This is a genomic window from Gillisia sp. JM1 (assembly GCF_000424645.1).
Taxonomy (GTDB): domain Bacteria; phylum Bacteroidota; class Bacteroidia; order Flavobacteriales; family Flavobacteriaceae; genus Gillisia.
Map to the genome: position 1 here is coordinate 83,312 of NZ_KE384218.1, position 21,130 is coordinate 104,441.

The following is a 21,130-nucleotide window of genomic DNA, read 5'->3' on the forward strand; positions in this document are numbered from 1 at the left end:
GAAGTGTACATTTTTAAACAATAATATAAATAGCTTTATTTGTAATATGAAATATTCGTTTGAAGTAGTTAATAATATTTTAAGTGAAGTATATTCATTTACTCCAGCTCAGATTTTTGAGCACCGAAATAATATAAACTTCTACTATTTATCTTGTAACAATTGTATCAAGTGGGACTTTCATGTAATCAAAACTTTTGAAAGTAAATGGGTCTGGGAAAATCTGGATTCTAATAAAGCTGTATTTAATGCTTTAACTTTGGGTATTCTATTCCCAGAAAAAATTGAACTTCCAATGTGCAAGTGCTTTAGGAAAGCGGACTTTTGTGAAGAAAGATATTGCATCGTAAATGCAGAAAGGTTAAATAACAATATGTCTATGGAAAAAACTTATCCAGACTTATTTCTTGATATTTTAATAATGTGTGAGTCAAGTTTTATAGATTCTAATATGGTTTCAAAGTTTTATGAATATAGAGACCCTGAACAACTATATACATATAGAGTTCCTTATAAATAGCTAAAATTTAAAAAGTTCCACTATATTTATTTCTAATGCATTAGCAACAACATTTAACGTTGCAAGTGTGGAATTAACCCTACCTGCTTCCATCCTAGATAAATTTGATTTTTCAAAGTTGCATTTTGCAGCTAAATCTTGTTGAGAGATATTCTTATTAAGTCTGATTTCCCTAATACGGGAACCTACTTTTTTTTGTAAGATTTCATCTCTCATTTAGTTGTCTTAAATGACAACTCAAAAATTGTTATATATTTGGTTTAAGCGGTTATCATATATGATAACTATAATTTTAATTTTATTATTTGTGTGTTCAATCTTCTAATCTATGAAAGAAAACTCGACAGCCTACGATCTATTATCACTACTGTTTTCAATTTATCCAATATTAGCCATTGGTCTTTATATTTGGACTCTAATTATAGCTTATGAGGTTAGTTTTATAGCATTTATTGTATCTATGTTTTTACCAGTTATTTCCCAACTTTATTGGATGGTAAAATTATTTGGAGTGAATAATCTTTACTCTTGGACAGTAGTTACCATTCTAATTCTTTACATACCATATATCTTAACTCGTGATTAATCATTTTACTTTATTATAATAACTAGTTATTATTTATGATAACAAAATCAACATTTTAGATATGAAAGATAAAAAGATTGCATTTTTTGTAATATTAACTGCTTTATTATTTATAATATTTTCAATTTTTACAGCTACATCTTACTATCCAAATTCTAATAATGATCCCATATATAAATTTGTGGATTTTATTCTCTTTACAGCTAATTACGCTCATACATTATTATTTTTAATTATTATTTTATGTATCGGAATTTTTTTGTTTCTATTTATAGATGATAACAGAATAAAAAGTGTAATTAACAAAATTAAAAACTCAAAAATCGGTTAGTTTAACTAATGCAATTAACCTCAAAAATGGAGAAAAGCTTTAAATTTTATTCACAGTTCTAATCATTAGGAAACTTATTCTTTGACCTGTTGCATTATAATAGGTGATAATTTTCTTATTCTAACAAAAAATTATATGATATGAAATTCAAGATTATATGTATACTAATAATGATTAGCCTAATTAGCTGTCAGAATAAAGAAAAGCCTAAATACTCTGTAGAGGAACTTCAAATAATAAGACAAGAAAGCTATCAAAGGGATTTAGACAATAGAACATCTTTATTAAGCTTCATGAACAATATAGAAAATAGTAAAGTTCAAATTGTACTTTTAGAATATATGAAAGAGATACATAATAGTCAGTATCAGGTTATAACTAGTAAAAGTTTTAATATAGAAGAGTATGAGAGAAAAATGAATTCGGAATTGAACTTAAATATTTTAATTCCTGAAATTGCTCACAAATCTGGTTTATCTAATTCTAGCGTTAGCAAAATAATCTATGATAATACTATCCTTGAATACAGAGATGATTTTGATGCTATCTATGATGAAGTAATCGAATTAAGAGAAAGTATAAAATATCCAGATTGAACAATGATAGGTTAAATCAATTTTGAACTTTACTACATTAGTTTCTGAAAATGAAGAAAATGCAAATAATGCTAGTAGGTATTATAGTGTCTTTTTAGTGCAACATATTTTCAGTTAAATCCAGTTATCCATTACTATTAGTTTTTGAACTAATATTTAATTTGCTGATTATTAATAATATATAGGTAACAAAAGGTATCTATAAGAATTCAATTTCTGACTGTTAATCAGAGGGTCCTTGGTTCGAGCCCAAGAGGAGGAGCTCAATGAAGACAAGCCATTCAAGAAATTGAGTGGCTTTCTTTTTTACTATAGGTACAACATAGGTACAACACTTTCTTACTTTTTCTTTGTTTTTCTTTTGGTTATATTTATTAGATTCAAGTAAATACTGCCATGGAAAAATTCATTCTAAATGCCGGAAAGGTCTTGGCTAGGATACGATCCAGCATCAACTATTTCCTGGAAGATAAATTGCAAGGCAATCCGAGCCATATTTTTTATTTTTTGATGGCACTTTTCATCCTTTATATTTTATTGATTTCTGCAGTCTTCGGATTCACTGTTTTAATAGAAAACGCTTTGGCCTTTATGGTAATGGTTCTGCTTTTGGCTATCATTTTATTGTGGCTTGCCATACGCCATGAGTCAGATAAACATCTTCAAAAAGATAGACACCCTTTTAACATAGCACCGATTAAGAATTCTAAAATTCGGTACGATCTTCTCGATCTTGATGAAGATTCACAAAAAGAATTTAATAAACTGCTGCAAGGGAGAAATGTCCAAACTCCGATCAATTTCACAATTGGTAATAAAAGCGGGGAGTCTGCCAATCATAGAATTCTTTTTGTATTGTTTGATGAAGTACTGGCAGGAGGTATTCAAGAGTTTAGTGGAGATCGAAAAAAACTCTTCTTCCAATTGCTCATTAATTCTTTTCTAATGAACGGTGAATCGCTAAAAGGAAACACCTTAAAGTCAAGTTTTTCCTCTTGGAAAAATGATCAGGAAAAAATAAATTCTAAAAATCAGCGAGAATTAGTCAAACGCATGCTTGGTAAACAATAATTATAGCATAATTTCTTTCTTACGTGAGTTATCGTATTGATTTACAGATATTTGTTTTCATAAGTTTGTCCTGTACAAAAATGTAAAAGGCCTTTTACTCATTTCTAAATTTAACTTAATTGTTATGAATGAGCAAAATGAATTATTGGGATTATTAGAGGATATCAAAGGACTACTATCCCACAGAAAAAAAGTAATGAACGTTGAAGATCTGGTACTATATACCGGACTTTCAAAAAGCAAAATTTATAAGCTTACTCACTTAAAGCTTATCCCAACGGGAAACAATCCAAACATCCGGCAGAAGTTTTTTGACAAAGAAAGGATTGATGCCTGGCTTCTTGGCGATCCTGATCTTTCCGACGAGTTTCTTGAACAGCAGTTTAATAAAAAACTTCTGTCAAACAGAAAATAACTCAAATACACTATCAGATGAAGAAGACTTCTTACATCCGCGTGGGCACTTGCTATTATAAATCAGTAAATGTGCCAACTATTTCTGGAAATTTCAATAAAATCATAGTGCCTTGGAAGATCGAAACCCTTAGGACTGACCATGGTAAAGATTTTATAGGTAATATTAACAAATATGATGGCTTCACCTGTATTCCAAGCCATCAGAATTTCAAACAAGAACTCTATGGATTTTACAATACTTATAGTCCTTTGCCTTATTATCCCCAGGAGGGAAAGGTCGATTTTTCATTGCGATTGGTAAAACATATTTTTGGAAATCAATTGGAACTAGGACTAGATTACTTACAACTATTATATTCCAAGCCTACTCAAGTACTGCCCATTTTATGTTTGGTTTCCAAAGAACGGGTCACTGGCAAAACGACTTTCTTAAAATGGTTAAAAACTATTTTCGAAAACAATTTTACGTATGTGATCAATGATGATTTTAGCAGTCAGTTTAATTCAGATTGGACCAATAAATTACTTATTTGTATAGATGAAGTCCTGTTTAATAAAGAAGAACTTACCGAACGAATTAAATATTTGAGCACAACCAATTTCAATAAAATTGAGGCAAAAGGAAAGGATAAGCGGGAAGCAGAATTCTTTGGGAAGTTTATTCTCTGCAGCAACAATGAAGATAATTTTATCAAGATCGACAGCGACGAAACTCGTTTTTGGGTTTTGAAAATTCCTTCACTTAAAAATGAAGAAACTCATTTTTTAGATCATCTAGAAACTGAAATACCGGCATTTTTAAATTATTTACAGAATCGTCAGTTATCTACTCGGCATAAAACAAGAATGTGGTTTTCTACTGAAGAAATTAAAACCGATGCTTTGGAAAATCTAATGCAAAATAATCGCAGTAGGGTGGAAAAAGAACTTGCTAGCATGATCTTGAGTGCGATGGAAACTTTTGATGTGGATGAAATAGACCTTTGTCCTTTAGATGCGCTCCAAGTATTAAACCGTACCCGGGTCAAAACCGATCTTACACAACTACGGCAAATTCTTAAAAAAGATTGGAAACTAACCAATCAAGACAATTCACTAACCTACAAAAAAATGATAATCTGGCAAGATGGAGGACTAGGATTGACAGATTCTATAGGGCGATATTATACGGTAGGCAAATCCTTTTTATCAAAGAATTTTGGTGAGGAGGTACAAAACAAAGCGTGATGAGATATTGATGACACTGAGAACCTTAGTATTTGCGGATGTTGCCTTAAAACGCTCATCATTTCTAACAATTCAGCAAACTACTGAAGAAAATGCTACTAATGTATTCTTTTTTTTGATGAATGATGAGAGATAAGGAATAAGGCTAGTGATATCAAGGGTTTTCTTGCTCATCGTTTTCTCATCAAAAAAATAATGATGAATGATATCAAGTTGATTTAATAGTTTAAATAAAGGCTAATGAAAAAAGAAAAATATTCATTCGTAACCTGCGAAAGAGCCCGAAATCTTTCCATCGTAAAAACGCTGGCCAGATTTGGGCACTTTCCAAACAGGACAACGGAGAAAGAAGCCTGGTTTCTGAGTCCCCTTCGGTCAGAAACGCAGGCCTCTTTCAAGGTTTCTTTGATTTTGAACAGATGGTATGACCATGGAATAGGAAGGGGCGGAAACGTGCTGGATTTGATTGTGGCCATGAAAAGATGTTCGGTTAAACAAGCCTTAGAGTATCTGAACAAAGAAGGAAATCTTTTTTCTTTTCAGCAGCCAGTTTTAAAAAAGGAAGACTCTTCAAAAATCCAACTTCTCGAAGTGAAGCCAATTCAACATCAAGCTTTGATTCAGTATTTGGGTACCAGGAAAATTAGGTCAAAAACAGCGCAACTATACTGTATAGAAATTGAGTACAGCTTTAAGGGAAGAAACTACTTTGCTCTGGGACTTAAAAACCATCTTGGAGGATGGGAACTTCGAAATAAATTCTTTAAAAGCTCTAGCTCCCCAAAAGCCTATACCTATTTGAACAGCCATTCGGATCGTCTGATAATTTTAGAGGGGATGTTTGACTTGTTGTCCCTCGCAGAATTATCTCCTGATGAACTTATAAATTCAGATGTGATCGTTTTAAACTCACTCTCTTTTTTAAAATCAGTTTCCCATTTGTTTAAAAATTATAAGGAAGTTGATCTGTATTTGGATAATGATACAGCCGGAATTAAATATTCGGAAGAGCTGATCCAAAATCATAAGAACATGATTGATAAAAGTGATTCTTATAAAGGTTATAAAGACATCAATGAAAAGCTGATTTCAGTTAAAAGTAAAAATAAAGTGAATTATAAAAGCACAATTAAAAATGTAAAAGCCACAAGGGAGATTTCATTTGGGATAGCAAAGCAAGATGTGTCATTGTCATGACAATCTTGCTTTGCTCCCGGAGGTTGCAAAGATTTTAAAAAGAAAAAATGAAAAGGGAATATATCCAGATACGCTGCTCGATCTACGAGAAAAAGCTACTCAAAAACAGAGCGGCCAAAGCGGGAATTTCCCTTTCCGAATATCTGCGATCTACTGCTTTTCAGAAAAATATAGTAGAAAGGATTACACAAGAGCAGTTAGAATGTTATCAGCTCCTGGTTCAATACAAAAACAACTTTAGTCGAATCAGCAATATGTTTAAAAAAGGGAATCCTCAACTAGCTAAAGAAGTAAAACAGTTGTCGGAAGAAATCAGATCAAATTTAAATAATTTCAAAAAATGATCGGCAAGGGACATTCCATAGCAAGAACAGGAGCATCTATAGATTATGGATGGAATCAGGAAAAGGATGCCGAAGTAGTCCTTAAAGAATTTCTGGCCGGAGATACTCCGCAGGAAATTACCGAGGAGTTTAAGATCATCCAGTCGCAAAATGAGCGGTGTATAAATAATACCTTGAGTTTTATACTAAGCCCAACCATAGAAGATGGAAAAGATTTAAGCGTAAAAGACTTGGAAGAAATTTCTAAAAAGTTTTTAAAGGAGATGAATTTACAAAACAACCAGTCCATAGGGTTTGTTCACAGGGATAAAGAACATACTCACGTCCATATCTATACCAACCGAATTGGTTTTGATGGAAAGGCGTACAATGACAGTTTTATTGGAAAACGAAGTCAGCTAGCCGCAGACAATGTAGCAAAAGAGTTAGGCCTAACCAGGGTACGGGAAGTGCAACAAGAAAAATTACAGGAACTACAACCGCAGCGACTAGCAATAAAACAGATCAATGACAGGGTATTGGAATTCAGGCCTAAATCACTTGATGAATATATTAATAAAATGAAGGAGCAACAGGTAAAAGTGATTCCTTGCATCAATAAATCAAATCAGTTGCAGGGTTTTCGATTTGAATATAAAGGGATGAATTTAAAAGGAAGTGATGTTCATAGGTCTATGACTGGAGGCAAACTCATTGGAGAAATTACAAGGAATTCAGAATACACAAGAATGAAAGAACTGCCGAGCAGCTTAAAATTGATGGATAAAACAGTTCAAGTCAGTGCTAATATGGCAGCAAGTATAGCCAAAGGTTTTGTGAAACAAGTAATAAAAAGAAGCTTGGATACTGGAATAGGATTTTAAAATAATTAAAAGGATGAAAAAGCTAGACGAAATTATGGAACTCATGACCGATGAGATGGCCGACTTTAAAGCAGCAATTTTAGAACTTGAACTGCTTTCAAAACAACTCTTTAATTTGAGTATTCCTATTAGCACCGAGGCACTAGAAAAGAACCTGAACATTTTCTTGGAGAAACAGGAAGAAGAAAACAGGCTAAAAGATGAAGTTCTCAATGAGATAGAAAAGAAGCTAAAGCACGCCAGAATAATTCCGAATTACCTGTTGATCCTATTCGGAACACTGGGAATAATGGCATTAAGTCTATTGGGTTATTTTGGATACACAGCAAAAACAGTAGAGAAAGATAAGTTTGAAATGTACCGAATAATTTTGGAATCAGAGAATGATCGATATCAGCAATATCTTTCTATAAATCCTGAAATTAAAGATGATTATTGCCAGTGGTTGGAAGGAAAAAAGTAGGAGTTGTCATGACAATTGAGCTTGACGCAAATTTTACTAAATTTACTGTAAATGGCTTGTTAACCCCTTTAAAATCGTCATTTTTTACTGTAACCCAATCGAGATAAGTAGAATGCGCCCTATGCTGTTTTTATTTTACGCTTAACTTCCCGTACGCTATAAAAACAGCACAGGATCCACGCGCAAGTTAGTTATGGTAGATATGGGGCACTAAAAATTAATATTTTCATTTCAATTCTGATATCAAATTCACCTCCTAAAGATTGGTGATGATGATAGCGAAAAAAGCCATGTTGATTTAGAATATTTTGGACATGAATAAATCATCAATATTATGAGAGATAAGTTTTCAAGAGAAGAGTTCTTTGATCTATGTTGGAAGAAGAGTATTGTATGGTTTTGTAAGAGCTATATCGTATCCTACCAGGAATTTAAAAGTATTTGTGAAAAATATAATATTCCCCTGCCACCTAATGGCTACTGGATGAAACGAAAATATGGTAAAGAGATTAGCAAACCAATATTGCCAAAGATGTCAAATGAGCTTGATATAGAGTTGCTGATTCGAACTAAGGAAAATTCGAAGAATTCTAAACCTGCAGAAAAATTCAGTATTATAAATGATAATCATAAGGTCTCTGATTTAGAAGTTCCCAAAAGACTACCTAAAATACCTGATCCAATTATTAGGGAAATGCTTTCGGATAATCCCAAAACTCATCCAATTGTGAATAATTGCTGGGATTATACTAAAAGATATAACTACGGAAGAATTTCAGTTAATGCTACTGGAAAGCCATATAAAAGAGCTTTATGTTTTCTGAATACTTTTATTATCGTGATGAAGTCCAGAGGGCATTATTTTCTATTTTGTTATGAACGTTCTTATATAGTTATTGAAGGGGTAGAAATTTCTATTCGAATGAGGGAAAGATCAAAAAGAGTTTACGAGATCGAAAAATCGGGATACAGATCCAGTACACTAGAACCTATTGGTCTACTTAGCTTTTTAGCTGGAGAATTTTCTGGAAAAGAATGGCAGGAGACTACTAATAAAACTCTTGCGGAAAAATTACCACTCATTATTAAATATTTGGAAGGTATAGCGAAAGAAAAACGGGAATGGCATATGGAAAATGAAATTCGATTAAAAAAAGAAGCCATTGAAAAGAAAAAACAAGAAGAAATCGCAATGCTTTCTTTGATAAAGCAAAAGTCCGAACTGTGGCATGAAGCAAATAAGCTGCGTACATTTTTGATTGAGTATAAAAAGAAAGTTAATCTATCAGATGAAATAAAAGAACAAATATCATTTGGTTTGAGAAAAGTTGACTGGTTGGATCCTCTAATCCAAAAGAATGATGAGCTCTTTAAAGATTTTGATCCCTATAAACTTTTAAGAAGTCTCTGAAGAAGGACTTTTCATTTATTCATATTCTCTTAAGAAATAATGGTATCACTAACTCAAAAGCGTTCATTATATTTTAGTGTTCATTGTCACTGAACATTGTAAAACAATGAAAAGATGAGATTATTTTCGGTAACAATAACTTTAGTTACGAAGCTATTTCAGAGTTAGATCAGTTTATCAATCTCCAAAAATGTAGTCTGATTTAATTTTTAATTTGGGGATTACAATCCTTAAAAAATGGTATATTTGGGGATTACACTCCCTAAATATGATTAAAAGAGATTTAGAAAAGAAGATTAAAAATCGTTTTGGAACCGGCAAGGCGATTCTATTAATTGGTCCACGACAAGTTGGTAAAACTACACTTTTCAATAAGTTACTGGAAGGAAAAGAATATCTCTTTTTGAATGGTGATGATCCAACCGTGAGAAAATTAATTTCCAATCCGAATTTAGAACAACTTAAAAATATTATTGGGAACTATAAAATTGTGTTTATAGATGAAGCACAGCGTATAGATAATATAGGACTTACACTAAAATTAATTACAGATCAACTAAAATCTGTTCAATTACTTGTGAGTGGCTCATCTGCCTTCGAACTCAATAACCAGACCCAAGAACCGCTCACAGGCAGAAAATGGGAATATCAGCTTTACCCTATTTCTTGGGATGAATTCGAAAATAACGTTGGTTATCTAAAAGCTCAACAACAACTAGAATTGCGTATTGTATATGGGATGTATCCAGATGTCATCAATAATTTTGGAGAAGAAAAGGATATTCTAAAGCAATTAACAGATAGCTACTTATATAAGGATCTATTAAGTTATGGAGGAATACGTAAACCTGAAATTCTTGAAAAATTATTACGTGCTTTGGCTTTCCAAATAGGAAGCGAAGTAAGTTATAATGAATTAGCACAGTTATTAGGTATAGATAAAAAAACTGTCTCTAATTATATAGACTTACTATGCCAGGCATTTGTGGTTTTTAAACTTCCAAGTTTCAGCAAAAATTTACGCAACGAGATCAAGACCAATCAAAAAATATATTTCTACGATACAGGTGTTAGAAATATGATTATTGGCGATTTAAATCCATTAGAAATGCGCCAGGATAAGGGCAACCTCTGGGAAAACTTTTTGATAGCAGAACGTCTAAAGTATAATGCTTATAATGGTTCATTATCCAAAGGCTATTTTTGGAGAACTGTGCAGCAACAGGAAATTGATTATGTAGAGGAAGAAGCCGGAAAAGTAATTGGTTTTGAAATAAAATGGAACGCAAAAAGCAAAGTAAAAATCCCTAAAACGTTTGTAGAGACTTATAATACAGAAGTAAAAGTAATTACGAATGAAAATTTTAGAGAGTTTTTAAAGTAAAATAAATCGATGGGAAAAATAATTTCAGAATCAGATACAAGGGCGAATTTTATTGACCCTGAATTGGTTGATAGCCAATGGGAATCAATTCATATTGTAAGAGAATATTATTTTACTGATGGTCGAAAATTACTTGGGAATAAAAGAGGGAAACGGCTTTTCCTAGATTACCTTCTAAAATTCAACAACACAAATCTAGCGATCATAGAAGCAAAAAAGTTCGATGATCATCCTACTAAAGGATTACAGCAAGCCCTAGGGTATGCCGAAAAGCTGAAAATTAATTTTGTGTATGCCACCAATGGTCAAAGTATATACGAATTTGATAGACTTTTAGGAAAAGGAGATTACGTAGATAATTTTCCCACTCCCCAAGAATTATACGAAAGACAATTTGGAGATAAGAATCAACTCAAAAAGAAACTCCACAACATTCCATTTTTACTTACTGGAAATTTCGGCCCTCGTTATTATCAAGAAATTGCAGTAAATAAAGTAATGGAAAGTATTGCTGATGGAGACAAGCGCATCTTATTGACGATGGCCACCGGTACCGGTAAAACGTTTATTGCCTTCCAAATTGTACATAAACTTTTACAAGCAAAATGGAACATAGAAGGAGAAGAAAGAAGACCACGAGTTTTATTTTTGGCTGACAGGAATGTACTCGCTGATCAAGCGATAAATACATTCAACCCTTATGAAAATGATGTTATAAAAATTGATGGAGAAGAAGTCAGAAAAAGGAATGGCATCGTTCCTACCAATGCTTTTATATTCTTCGCCATTTATCAAGCCATTGCAGAGCGTGAGGATATTGGTGGTTATTACAAAGAATATCCTAGTGACTTTTTTGATTTAGTTGTAATTGATGAGTGCCATCGTGGAAGCGCAAATGAAGAAGGTTCTTGGCGTGCAATCCTAGATCATTTTAGTCCTGCTGTTCATTTAGGACTAACCGCCACACCCAAACGTGATGACAATATAGATACCTATAAATATTTCGGAAAGCCCGTTTATGAATACTCTCTTAAAGAAGGCATTCAAGATGGGTTTTTAACGCCTTATAAAGTAAAACGTATTACAACGAATATCGATGAATATATTCACACCAGTGATAGCAAAATCATTCAAGGTGAGGTGACCAAAGATCGTTATGAGATTAGCGATTTTAATAAAAGCATCACCATAAATCAACGTATAGAATTGGAAGCAAAAACGATTCTAAAACAAATTGGTGAAATGGAAAAAACCATTGTGTTTTGCTCCAATCAAGATCACGCTTTAGATTTAAGAGATTATATAAATAAACATAAAACAGTTGCAGATCCTTATTACTGCGTGCGTGTAACCAGTGATGAAGGTAAAAATGGACGTGAATTTTTGGAAGCTTTTCAGGATAACGATCAGGATATACCAGTTATATTAACTTCCTCTAAAATGTTGACAACAGGAGTAGATGCACGAAATGTGCGTAATGTAGTGCTAACTGCCCCTATTGGTTCTATGGTAGAGTTTAAACAAATTATAGGGCGAGGAACACGTGTTTATGATGGAAAAGATTTCTTTACCATCATTGATTTTGTGGGCGCAACCAATTTGTTTTATGATGCCAATTGGGATGGTGAAGCAGAAGATATTTCTGAGGAAACTGAGGGATTTGGTGAGGATAAGAAACCTACTAAGAAACGAGCCGAATTAGAAGCTAAAGAAGACGAAGTAGAATACGAGCGTAAGGAAAAGCTGATTGTTGATTTATCAAACGGACGGCAATTAAAAGTAACAGATATAGATATTCGTTATATAGACGAAAATGGAAAACCACTTACCGTAAGAGAGTTTTTGGAGAAATTAGTAGGAGAATTACCTGCTATCTATAAAGATGAAGCACATTTGCGTAAAATTTGGTCTAATCCAGATACTCGAACCGATTTATTGAATAAACTCGGTGAGTTAGGTTTCGATAGCCAACAACTTAATGATTTGCGAAATATGATCGCTTCCCCCGATTGTGATATTTTCGATGTGTTGTCGCACATTTCTTTTTCTTCAGAATTAATGACTCGTAAACAGCGGGTGAAATTTGTAAAAGACGATGTACAATTCTTTGAAGTTTATAAAAACCTTGAAGCCAAAGACTTTTTGGAGTTCGTTTTAAAACATTATGAAGATTATGGCATCGAAGGTTTAGAACGCAATAGTTTAGGAGATTTGGTCAAGCTAAAACTCGGAACGCCAAAAGATGCTAAAACTGCATTTGGCGATATGAACACACTTTTAGGAGCATATTATAAATTACAAGAAAACATATACAGAGCAGGATAATTATCCTTATAATAACTAACAAGCATAAATGAGCATACAAAACAGCATAGATAGGATTACAGATATTTTACGTCGTGACGACGGTATATCTGGCGCAATGCACTACACCGAACAAATTTCTTGGATTTTATTTTTAAAATTTCTGAATGACTACGAAGACAATAACGCAGACGAAGCCTTTTTAGAAGGAAAAGATTATAATTATGTACTTCGTAAAGATCTGCGCTGGAACCAATGGGCGTGCCCAAAAGATGAAAATGGAAAATTAGATGTTAAACGTGCCTTAACGGGAGACGACCTCATTGAGTTTGTCAACAACACTTTCTTTCCTTACTTAAAGGCATTTAAAAGCACAACGAATAATCCTAAAGCTTTAAGCTATAAAATAGGTGCCATCTTTGAATATCTCGATAATCGAATTGCGAGTGGACATACTCTAAGAGAGGTTTTAGATATAATTGATGGTCTAGATTTTCAAAGTAGTGATGAGCTGTTTGAGCTTTCACAAGTGTACGAAACACTTCTAAAAAGTATGGGGAACGATGGTGGTAACTCGGGTGAATTTTATACACCTAGAGCTATTATTAAAGCTATGGTTGAAACTACTGATATTAAAGTAGGCGATACAATTTACGATGGTGCTGCAGGAAGTGGCGGTTTTTTAGTAGAAGCTTTCGACTTTTTAACCGCAGGGGAAAAGAAAGAAAAATTGTCGGCTAAAGAATGGAAAACAATACAGAATGACACCTTCTTTGGACAAGAGAAAACCAGTTTGGGTTATGTAATGGGAATGATGAATATGATTCTGCACGGCATTGAAAGTCCAAACGTATTTAAAGGAAACACGCTAACCCAAAATATACGTGATTATCAAGAAAAAGATAGGCACAATGTGATTTTAGCAAATCCACCTTTCGGAGGAAAGGAAAAGAAGCAAATTCAACAAAACTTTCCAGTAGAGAGCAATGCGACTGAAATACTGTTTTTACAGCATTTTATGAAAATGTTGAAGTTAAAAGGTCGTGCTTCGATTATTGTTCCGGAAGGTGTGTTATTTCAAACAAACAATGCCTTTACCAAGGTGAAACAAACTTTGTTAGAAAACTTTAATGTGCATACTATAGTAAGTTTACCAGCTGGAGTATTCTTGCCATATAGCGGTGTAAAAACCAATCTACTGTATTTTGACAGAAAAGGAGCAACTAATGATATTTGGTATTACGATGTAACGCCACCTTATAAACTGACCAAAAACAAACCCATTCTTTACGAACATATAGAAGAGTTTGTTCATTTATTCCACTACCCCAAAAAACGCAATGCATCTAGCAAAAAGACGGATAAACCTTGCAACGATTGGACTATAAATGTAGCAGACATAAAAGACTATGACCTAAGTGCAAAAAACCCACACAAAGTTGTGGAAGTGGTTCACTTAAGTCCAAAGGAGTTGTTGACTGCGATTAAGCAAAATGATACAGAGATATCGAATTTGATGAACCAAATTGAAAGCTTGATTGATGGGTAAGTGGGAAGAAAGAATATTTGACGATTTAAAAGAATCCAATTTAATTGGATTAGTTAGAAATACAAAACAACAGTCTTTTGAATTTGAATTTGATTATTTGAAGATGAATAACATTACCAATGATGGTGAATTATATTTAAATTCAATAGTAAAAGTTAACGCTTCAAAAGATGAGCTTAAAAAATATACTTTAAAAAAAGGTGATTTTCTATTCAATACTCGAAATAGTGTTGAATTAGTAGGGAAAACAGCTGTATACGATGTTAGATCACCTAAGCCAATGCTATTCAATAATAATATAATGAGATCTAGGTTTAAAAAAGATTTCAACCCTTATTTTATTAATTATCAGTTTCAATCATCTGAATTTAAAGAAAGACTGGAAAAAATAAAAAGTGGAACAACTAACGTAGCGGCAATTTACTATAAGTCACTTAAAGACATAATGCTTAAGTTCCCACCAATAGCTGAACAACAACGCATCGTTGCAAAATTAGATGCTTTGTTTGTTGAAATAGATGATGCTATTTGTTTGTTAAAAGAAAACATAGCGCATACCCGAGCTTTGATGGGTTCTGTGTTGGATGAGGAGTTTGGGAAGTTAGAAAAGCTTTCTTCAAAAAAGGAAAAACTAAAAAACATAACTACAAAAATTGGTAGTGGTTCAACACCAAGAGGAGGTCAAAAATCTTATAAATCAAGTGGTATTAGTCTAATACGAAGTATGAATGTTCACGATTGTTTTTTCAAGGATAAAAATTTAGCTTTTATTGACGATGAACAAGCTGATAAATTGAAAAATGTTGAAATTCAAGAAAACGATGTATTATTAAACATTACAGGAGCATCCGTTGCAAGATGTTGCATTGTAGATTCAAGCTATTTACCTGCTCGTGTCAATCAGCACGTTAGTATTATCAGAACTGATGAAAGTATTTTACCTGAGTTTATGCTTTATTTCCTGGTTAGTCCTAAAATGAAGTCTAAGCTTTTATATGATTCAGCTGGAAATGCTACCAGGGAAGCAATTACAAAATCTATGATAGAATTTATAGAATTGCCTATTGTATCTATAGAAATCCAACAACATTTAGTTGATAAAATCAAAGAATCTTTTAGATTATGTGATGAATTAACCAAAACAGAAACTCAAAAAATGAGTCATTTAAAATCTTTAAAAAGTAGTTTGTTGGATCAGGCTTTTAAGGGGGAGTTGTAGCTTATGGAATACGCAAAACTAAAAACCCTGCTCAATAGTTCTGGAGCTATTGTAAAAGTACATCTAGATGATATTCGGGAAAAAGGTGAAGACTTTAATGTTTTTTCAATATTAGGTATGGAGACTAATGAAACCAAAACGCATTCTGCAATGTTGGTTGCATTATTAGATCCTAAGGGTAATCATTATTACAAAGCGCAGTTTTTAAAGTTATTTTTAGAGGAAATTGGATATAAAGATTATCAAGATGAAGATTTGATGCTTGTTAATGTAGTTGCAGAATATCATTTAGGTAAGATTCCCCAAGATCACAGTAGCGGTGGTTATATAGATATTCTAATCACATTTCCTTCAGGAAAGGCCATCGCAATTGAAAATAAAATTAATGCTGGAGATCAACGAAATCAAATGTATAGATATAGTCTGTTTAAAGGTGGAGCATGCACATTATTCTATTTAAACAAAACAGGTGAGCCACCAACAAAAGATAGTCTCTTTACTTTAACAAATAAAGATTATTTGGTTATAGCTTATAATGATCATATTTTAAAATGGATAGGTCGATGCCTTTCATGTACTAGAGAAGGATCGATTGTAGAAAATGCCATTAAACAATATCAGATTTTGATAAAAAAGCTCACGAATACTATGGAAAAACCATTAGAAAATAATTTAATTGAACTTATTGTAAATAATCTTGAAGAGGCAAAATACATACATTCTCATTATCTAAAAGCAGTAGATAGTATTAGGGAAAAATTAAGGCTTGCTGTTTTAGAAAAATTAAATATTATGCCATTGGAAGTAAAAGCGCGTCTAGGTAATGCTATTAACCACAACTATTCTCAAATATGGCTAAGTTCAGAGGCGCTTCATAAAAAAGGAGTCCAATTTGGATTAGAATCATTTTCTGGAAAAGGCAATAATTATGGACGTGTCTTTATTGGGATTTTTGATAGGAAGAATAATTATGATGCTAAAAGAGATGGTGACTACAGATTAAGTATCTATTGGCCTTTAATTAACGATATTAAAACTCCAGATAAAAATTCTTTAAATCTAGCGAGCACAATAATTTTAGAAAAATTAAGTACTGATAATGAGTATTTTGAAGAAATGGTAAATGAAATCACAATCCAAACGAAAGCTTTTGTGGAAACGTATTATGTTTTTTTAATATAGATTTAAAGGTTTGTATGCTATAAAGATTAGATTTGTTAAATCAAGCATTTCTAAGTTCAACACATAAATGCAACTCAAATTAAAATCATTGGGGGCTAGCCCCCAATGATTGGCCAAGTGCTAAATTTGATTTGTGAAGAAAAAATTCAAACAACTTAGTCAAGAACAAAGATACCAAATTGGTGCTTTGTTGGAAGCAGGAAAGAAAAAATATGAGATAGCCGATATCATTGGCGTTCATAAATGTACAATAGGTCGTGAGCTGAAAAGAAATGTGGGAAAACGAGGCCAGTTTGCTGGTGAGTATGTTCCTCGTCTAGCCCAGAATAGAACAGCGCATCGGCATAAGGCCAAAAATAAATTCGTCAAGTTGACCGACACTCTCAAAAAGCAGGCTGCTGGTTGGCTTAGAAAAGAGCAATTTAGCCCAGAATTAATTGCGGTTGAGTGGAAATTTATGGGCATAGAAGGCGTCTCGCTTGAATGTATTTATCAATGGATATGGGATTGCAAGAAAAGCAACCGAAAGGAGAATTTGCCCTATAAAGACCTCTATCTCTATTTAAGGCACGGTAGGAGAAGATTTAAACGTGGCAACTATAAAAACACCAGAGGAACCATACAGAACCGGGTATCAATAGAGAATCGTCCCGATGTGGTCGATAATCGGGAACGCTTGGGCGATGTGGAGGTGGACCTGATGATGGGGAAAGACCACGGATCTGCCTTATTGGTGATGACAGAGAGATCCACGGATCAAACCATATTATTGGGGAGCTAGAGAATTATGCATATAATTTAGTTAGTCTATAGAGGAAGAATTTCACATCCCTGACACCTCTAAACGAAGCTCTGAATTCTTTTATTTTGGCATTAAAAGATTCTGCGGAAGCATTGGTGCTTCTGTTGTTAAAATAGTTTAGTATGGTCTCGTAGTGCATTTGTACAGATCTTGCAATGGTATTGAAAGACTTAAATTCGGAATTTTCGACTTTGTTGTACCAGTGTGCCAATTTTAGCCTAGCTACATCTTTGTTCGTATTGTCTCTAAAAACATGGCTTAGCCCTTGAGAGAAGTTATATGCTTCTTCAATAGTTGGGTATAGATCAAATAATATTTCAGCCCTTTCTATTTGTCTTGCTGTCCATTTGGTTTTGGATTTGAACAATAGATATCGGCCTCTAGCGAGCAGCTGCCTGTGCGTGTCCCCATTACCGAGAAGCTCTGGTTTATATGTTTTTTCATTTTTCCTGGCTTCTTCAATAGCTTTGTTTTCTACTTCTATAATTTCCCATCTTAACCGGATACGTTCTTCTTGCACTGCTTCTGAGGCTAATTTTTGAACATGAAACCTATCTGTAACTATTTCGGTTTTAGGGAAACATTTTTTAGCGATTAAATTCATGCTCCCAGCCATATCTACAGTAACTTCTTTTACCATATTGCGCCTTTCTACGGAGATTTTCTTAAGTACTTTAATGACATCATCTGCTTTAGTTCCTTTAACAATTGCTACGATGCTGCCTTTCTTTCCCTTGGCTGCTTTGTTTGTTAGAATAGTGTAAAGCTCACCGTTGGATAAAGAGGTTTCATCTAAACTCAAATATTTGCCCAAGTTCTTTCCATAGAGCAGCCAATCTTGTGAATGCTCTTTTTGCGCCCAATCCTTGAAGTCGCTGAGATGGTTTTTGTAGTGGTACTGAAGCGTTTTGCCATTGGTCTTATAATAGTCACCAAACCGTTTAGCACTTACAGCGTGGGTATCAAGCGATACCTTTTAAAAAAGAGGCAAACTCGTTAGTTATCCGAGTGCCTTTAGCTATTAAGTTCCAATCTCTTTTTACTATCTCTCCTGTATTGACCAAGGTCCAACGCCTACGTTTTATATGGAGCAATACGGATTTACCCCTTAGTGGAAAATCTTCAACCGTTATTTCTGGTAAGAAGCCTTTGGATTGTGCTATTTCTAATTGATATTCTTTGGGTAGAATGTTCTTCTCTTCTAAATAGAAATGAACCTTGTCTGTTGATGATTTATGACTGATGATCTCAAAATATTCTAATATGCCTTCGGGCAATAAATAGCGGGCTAATTCTATATCCAAGTTCTAAGTGTTTTGCTTGCAAAGATACATTTCTCCCCAAGTTTTTATCTTGATCCAGATCCACCTTGATCACGACTCTGGACTTTTTGGAAGGCAAAGATTCCAAGGTTGTCCAAAAGAAAATAAGTGACCGTATTTCAAGGATAGGAAACAGTTGGATAAAAACAATGACCTTTGACAATGGAAAAGAGTTTGCAGGGCACGGGAAAATTGCTAAAAAACACAATGTCAAAACTTATTTCACAAGACCTTATACATCACAGGACAAAGGGACGGTAGAAAATAGGATTGGACTCATCAGAAGGTTTTTGCCAAAGAAAACAGACTTGAATTTGATCAGCGAGACTAGAATCAGGGAAATAGAAAAATTAATCAATAATCGAAGAATAAGAAAGTTTGGCTACATTAGTCCAATAGAAAAATTAAAATCAACTTGGCCAGTTGCATTTATCACTTGAACATGGCATTTATAAAAAAAGAATATTATAAATTAATAAAATGGGCCAGTGGTCGGAATGTTACGTTTTACTCAGTAAAACCTTCTAAGATATACGTTAGTTGGGAAGGATGATACCATTTTCCAAATGATTTCCCAGAAATGAGAGAGAATTGGAGATGGTTGATAACAGTGTAACAACTGTTAGCTTCCTGAAGTTGCATTGTGCGTAAAGTGTTCTAAGCATTGTAAAGATGTTTATGAGTGTTTCTACAAAGATAACAATTTCTATACCTGAAAAGAGTAGCGTCGCAATAGCTCGAGAGGGTGAAAGCTTCGAAAGGCATGTACATTCTTAACCTGCTACTATCAAAATCTGGCCCTATTTTAAAATATGGAAACGGAAGATTGGTTTAAATTAAAACGCTATCCTCATATAGGTGAACCACTATCCCTAAAAGAATACAAATGGGTCAAAGACTATGTAGAGAATCCAAAATTGATTAAAAAACATAGTTTCTTACCACTCATTCATAAATGTATAGTAACCCGTAAATATAGAGCGGATCTCACAAAGGTTCATAGGACTAAAAAAGGTGAGCGTAAGCGATTTATAAGTACACCAAAAGTCAGACATATTTACTATGCGTCTCATTTAGATTCTGTAGTTTTCTCCTATTATAATTATTTAATTAGCGAAGAATATAACAAACTAATAGAGAAAAAAAATTTTAATGATTGCGTAGTAGCCTATCGGAAAATTCCTCTTCAAAAGGGATCAGAAAAGAATAAGTGTAATATTGATTTTGCGAAAAGCACCTTCGAATTTATTTCAAATAACAAAAACAAAAAACTAACTGCAATTGTTGCAGATGTCACTGCATTTTTTGACAATTTAGATCACAAAATTTTAAAAAAACAATGGAGTAGAGTTTTAGGAGAAACCACTCTACCTGATGCTCACTATAATGTTTTTAAAGCTCTGACAAATTTACGCTACGTTGAGGGAGATCAATTATTTAATGCTTACGGAGGAACAATGTTAGTGGAAAGAGGTGTTCCTAATTCTTCGAAAAAAAAGGAGTTAAAGCGTATAGAAATTAAATCCAATACTTATTTTAAAGAGAAAAATGCTGTTGCATACTGTACGAAGGATGATTTCTTAGATAACAACTTAAATTTAGTAATATCTGCTAATAATAAGATTGGCATTCCTCAAGGTAGTCCAATAAGTGCAACATTGGCAAACGTGTATATGTTAGACTTCGATCAAGAAGTTTATGATATGGTCGATTCGATAGATGGTTATTATCAAAGATATAGTGACGATTTAATCATTGTATGCGAACAAAAATATGAAGAAGATATATTAAAATTTATCCGAGATCGGATAAAGAATTTGGCAAAACTGCAAATACAACCATCAAAAACAGCAGTATATCGATTTCAAGAAGTTGATGGTGAGTTTCAAGGTTTTGAGATAAATGAAGACTCTAAAAAACATAATTATAATAAATCATTAGAATATTTGGGATTTTCTTTTGATGGTAAACGTGTTCTTATAAAGGATGCAGGGTTTTCTAAATATTACAGATCAATGAAGCGCTCATTGAAAAAATCTGCTTCGTTAGCACTTTACAGTAAAAATCCTAACGATAAAATATTTAAGCGCAGGCTATATAAACGATTTACACATAAAGGTGCAAAACGAAAGCAAATATATCATCCATCAAAATTAGATCCTACCAAATATGAAGTTACCAAAAAATACTATTGGGGCAATTATTTAAGTTATGTGTATAAGGCTAATGATACTATGAAGTCAATTAATGAATCCGATGTTATTAAAAAACAAGGGAGAAGGTTTTGGCGAAAATTCCACTTATTAATGAAATTTCAAGAAAGGAGATTATAAAAACATTGC

At 33.3% G+C, this 21,130-nt stretch carries 23 protein-coding genes; 20 read left to right on the plus strand and 3 right to left on the minus strand.

Features of this window, described 5'->3' with window-relative positions; translation table 11 throughout:
• Positions 1-46 precede the first annotated feature (46 nt).
• Positions 47-520: a hypothetical protein gene (locus tag H033_RS21775; RefSeq protein WP_026837078.1), complete on the plus strand. Its 474-nt coding sequence runs from the start codon at positions 47-49 to the stop codon at positions 518-520.
• Here H033_RS21775 and H033_RS0103665 read toward each other — a convergent pair whose 3' ends face one another.
• Positions 521-736 (minus strand): helix-turn-helix domain-containing protein, encoded by a 216-nt coding sequence (locus tag H033_RS0103665; protein ID WP_026837079.1) that lies wholly within the window; start codon positions 734-736, stop codon positions 521-523. It lies immediately after the preceding gene.
• A gap of 112 nt (positions 737-848) precedes the next feature.
• Between H033_RS0103665 and H033_RS0103670 the strand changes: the two genes are divergently transcribed.
• From H033_RS0103670 to H033_RS19495, 17 genes are all read left to right on the plus strand, one after another.
• Entirely contained in the window at positions 849-1,106 is a 258-nt protein-coding gene (locus H033_RS0103670) for a hypothetical protein (RefSeq protein WP_026837080.1), read from the plus strand.
• Positions 1,107-1,167: 61 nt separating this feature from the next.
• The gene (locus H033_RS0103675) at positions 1,168-1,437 is read left to right on the plus strand and encodes a hypothetical protein (protein ID WP_026837081.1); all 270 of its coding nucleotides are present in this window, start codon (positions 1,168-1,170) and stop codon (positions 1,435-1,437) included.
• A 170-nt stretch (positions 1,438-1,607) separates the two neighbouring features.
• Positions 1,608-2,033, plus strand: coding sequence for a hypothetical protein (locus H033_RS0103680; protein WP_026837082.1), 426 nt, complete (start codon positions 1,608-1,610; stop codon positions 2,031-2,033).
• A gap of 396 nt (positions 2,034-2,429) precedes the next feature.
• Positions 2,430-3,104: a hypothetical protein gene (locus H033_RS0103685; protein ID WP_026837083.1), complete on the plus strand. Its 675-nt coding sequence runs from the start codon at positions 2,430-2,432 to the stop codon at positions 3,102-3,104.
• A gap of 124 nt (positions 3,105-3,228) precedes the next feature.
• Entirely contained in the window at positions 3,229-3,519 is a 291-nt protein-coding gene (locus H033_RS19480) for a helix-turn-helix transcriptional regulator (RefSeq protein WP_051227763.1), read from the plus strand.
• A gap of 17 nt (positions 3,520-3,536) precedes the next feature.
• A complete protein-coding gene (locus H033_RS0103695) occupies positions 3,537-4,748 on the plus strand; it encodes a primase-helicase family protein (protein WP_026837084.1) in 1,212 nt (403 codons plus the stop codon).
• 240 nt (positions 4,749-4,988) lie between these two features.
• Positions 4,989-5,945 carry a toprim domain-containing protein gene (locus H033_RS19485; protein WP_081661802.1) on the plus strand — a complete coding sequence of 319 codons (957 nt, stop codon included), beginning with the start codon at positions 4,989-4,991 and terminating at the stop codon, positions 5,943-5,945.
• Positions 5,946-5,992: 47 nt separating this feature from the next.
• On the plus strand, positions 5,993-6,289 hold the full coding sequence (gene mbpA / locus H033_RS0103705; RefSeq protein ID WP_026837085.1) for a mobilization protein MbpA: 297 nt from the start codon (positions 5,993-5,995) through the stop codon (positions 6,287-6,289).
• Positions 6,286-7,152: a relaxase/mobilization nuclease domain-containing protein gene (locus H033_RS0103710; RefSeq protein WP_026837086.1), complete on the plus strand. Its 867-nt coding sequence runs from the start codon at positions 6,286-6,288 to the stop codon at positions 7,150-7,152. The genes mbpA and H033_RS0103710 overlap by 4 nt, the downstream gene beginning before the upstream one ends.
• 13 nt (positions 7,153-7,165) lie before the next feature.
• Entirely contained in the window at positions 7,166-7,615 is a 450-nt protein-coding gene (locus tag H033_RS0103715; protein ID WP_026837087.1) for a DUF6730 family protein, read from the plus strand.
• Between the two features lie 334 nt (positions 7,616-7,949).
• Positions 7,950-9,026, plus strand: a complete 1,077-nt coding sequence (locus H033_RS0103720) for a hypothetical protein (protein WP_026837088.1) — start codon at positions 7,950-7,952, stop codon at positions 9,024-9,026.
• Between the two features lie 268 nt (positions 9,027-9,294).
• Positions 9,295-10,410: an ATP-binding protein gene (locus H033_RS0103725; protein WP_026837089.1), complete on the plus strand. Its 1,116-nt coding sequence runs from the start codon at positions 9,295-9,297 to the stop codon at positions 10,408-10,410.
• 9 nt (positions 10,411-10,419) lie between these two features.
• Entirely contained in the window at positions 10,420-12,735 is a 2,316-nt protein-coding gene (hsdR, locus tag H033_RS0103730) for an EcoAI/FtnUII family type I restriction enzme subunit R (protein WP_081661803.1), read from the plus strand.
• A gap of 28 nt (positions 12,736-12,763) precedes the next feature.
• A complete protein-coding gene (locus H033_RS0103735) occupies positions 12,764-14,263 on the plus strand; it encodes a class I SAM-dependent DNA methyltransferase (RefSeq protein WP_026837091.1) in 1,500 nt (499 codons plus the stop codon).
• The gene (locus H033_RS20825) at positions 14,256-15,482 is read left to right on the plus strand and encodes a restriction endonuclease subunit S (RefSeq protein ID WP_051227764.1); all 1,227 of its coding nucleotides are present in this window, start codon (positions 14,256-14,258) and stop codon (positions 15,480-15,482) included. Before H033_RS0103735 ends, H033_RS20825 begins: the two co-directional genes overlap by 8 nt.
• A 3-nt stretch (positions 15,483-15,485) precedes the next feature.
• Positions 15,486-16,664 carry a PD-(D/E)XK nuclease family protein gene (locus H033_RS0103745; protein WP_026837093.1) on the plus strand — a complete coding sequence of 393 codons (1,179 nt, stop codon included), beginning with the start codon at positions 15,486-15,488 and terminating at the stop codon, positions 16,662-16,664.
• Between the two features lie 133 nt (positions 16,665-16,797).
• Positions 16,798-17,445 (plus strand): IS30 family transposase, encoded by a 648-nt coding sequence (locus H033_RS19495; RefSeq protein WP_051227766.1) that lies wholly within the window; start codon positions 16,798-16,800, stop codon positions 17,443-17,445.
• A gap of 4 nt (positions 17,446-17,449) precedes the next feature.
• Here the strand turns inward: H033_RS19495 and H033_RS21780 are convergent, their stop codons facing one another.
• Together H033_RS21780 and H033_RS21785 are read right to left on the minus strand one after the other, a co-directional pair.
• Positions 17,450-18,280, minus strand: coding sequence for a transposase (locus H033_RS21780; protein ID WP_051227768.1), 831 nt, complete (start codon positions 18,278-18,280; stop codon positions 17,450-17,452).
• A gap of 148 nt (positions 18,281-18,428) precedes the next feature.
• Positions 18,429-18,770 (minus strand): hypothetical protein, encoded by a 342-nt coding sequence (locus H033_RS21785; RefSeq protein ID WP_026837094.1) that lies wholly within the window; start codon positions 18,768-18,770, stop codon positions 18,429-18,431.
• 65 nt (positions 18,771-18,835) lie between these two features.
• Between H033_RS21785 and H033_RS21170 the strand changes: the two genes are divergently transcribed.
• Complete coding sequence (locus tag H033_RS21170) at positions 18,836-19,228, plus strand: IS30 family transposase (RefSeq protein WP_081661804.1); 393 nt, start codon at positions 18,836-18,838, stop codon at positions 19,226-19,228.
• A 372-nt stretch (positions 19,229-19,600) separates the two neighbouring features.
• Positions 19,601-21,121 carry a reverse transcriptase/maturase family protein gene (locus H033_RS0103775; protein WP_026837095.1) on the plus strand — a complete coding sequence of 507 codons (1,521 nt, stop codon included), beginning with the start codon at positions 19,601-19,603 and terminating at the stop codon, positions 21,119-21,121.
• Positions 21,122-21,130 lie beyond the last annotated feature (9 nt).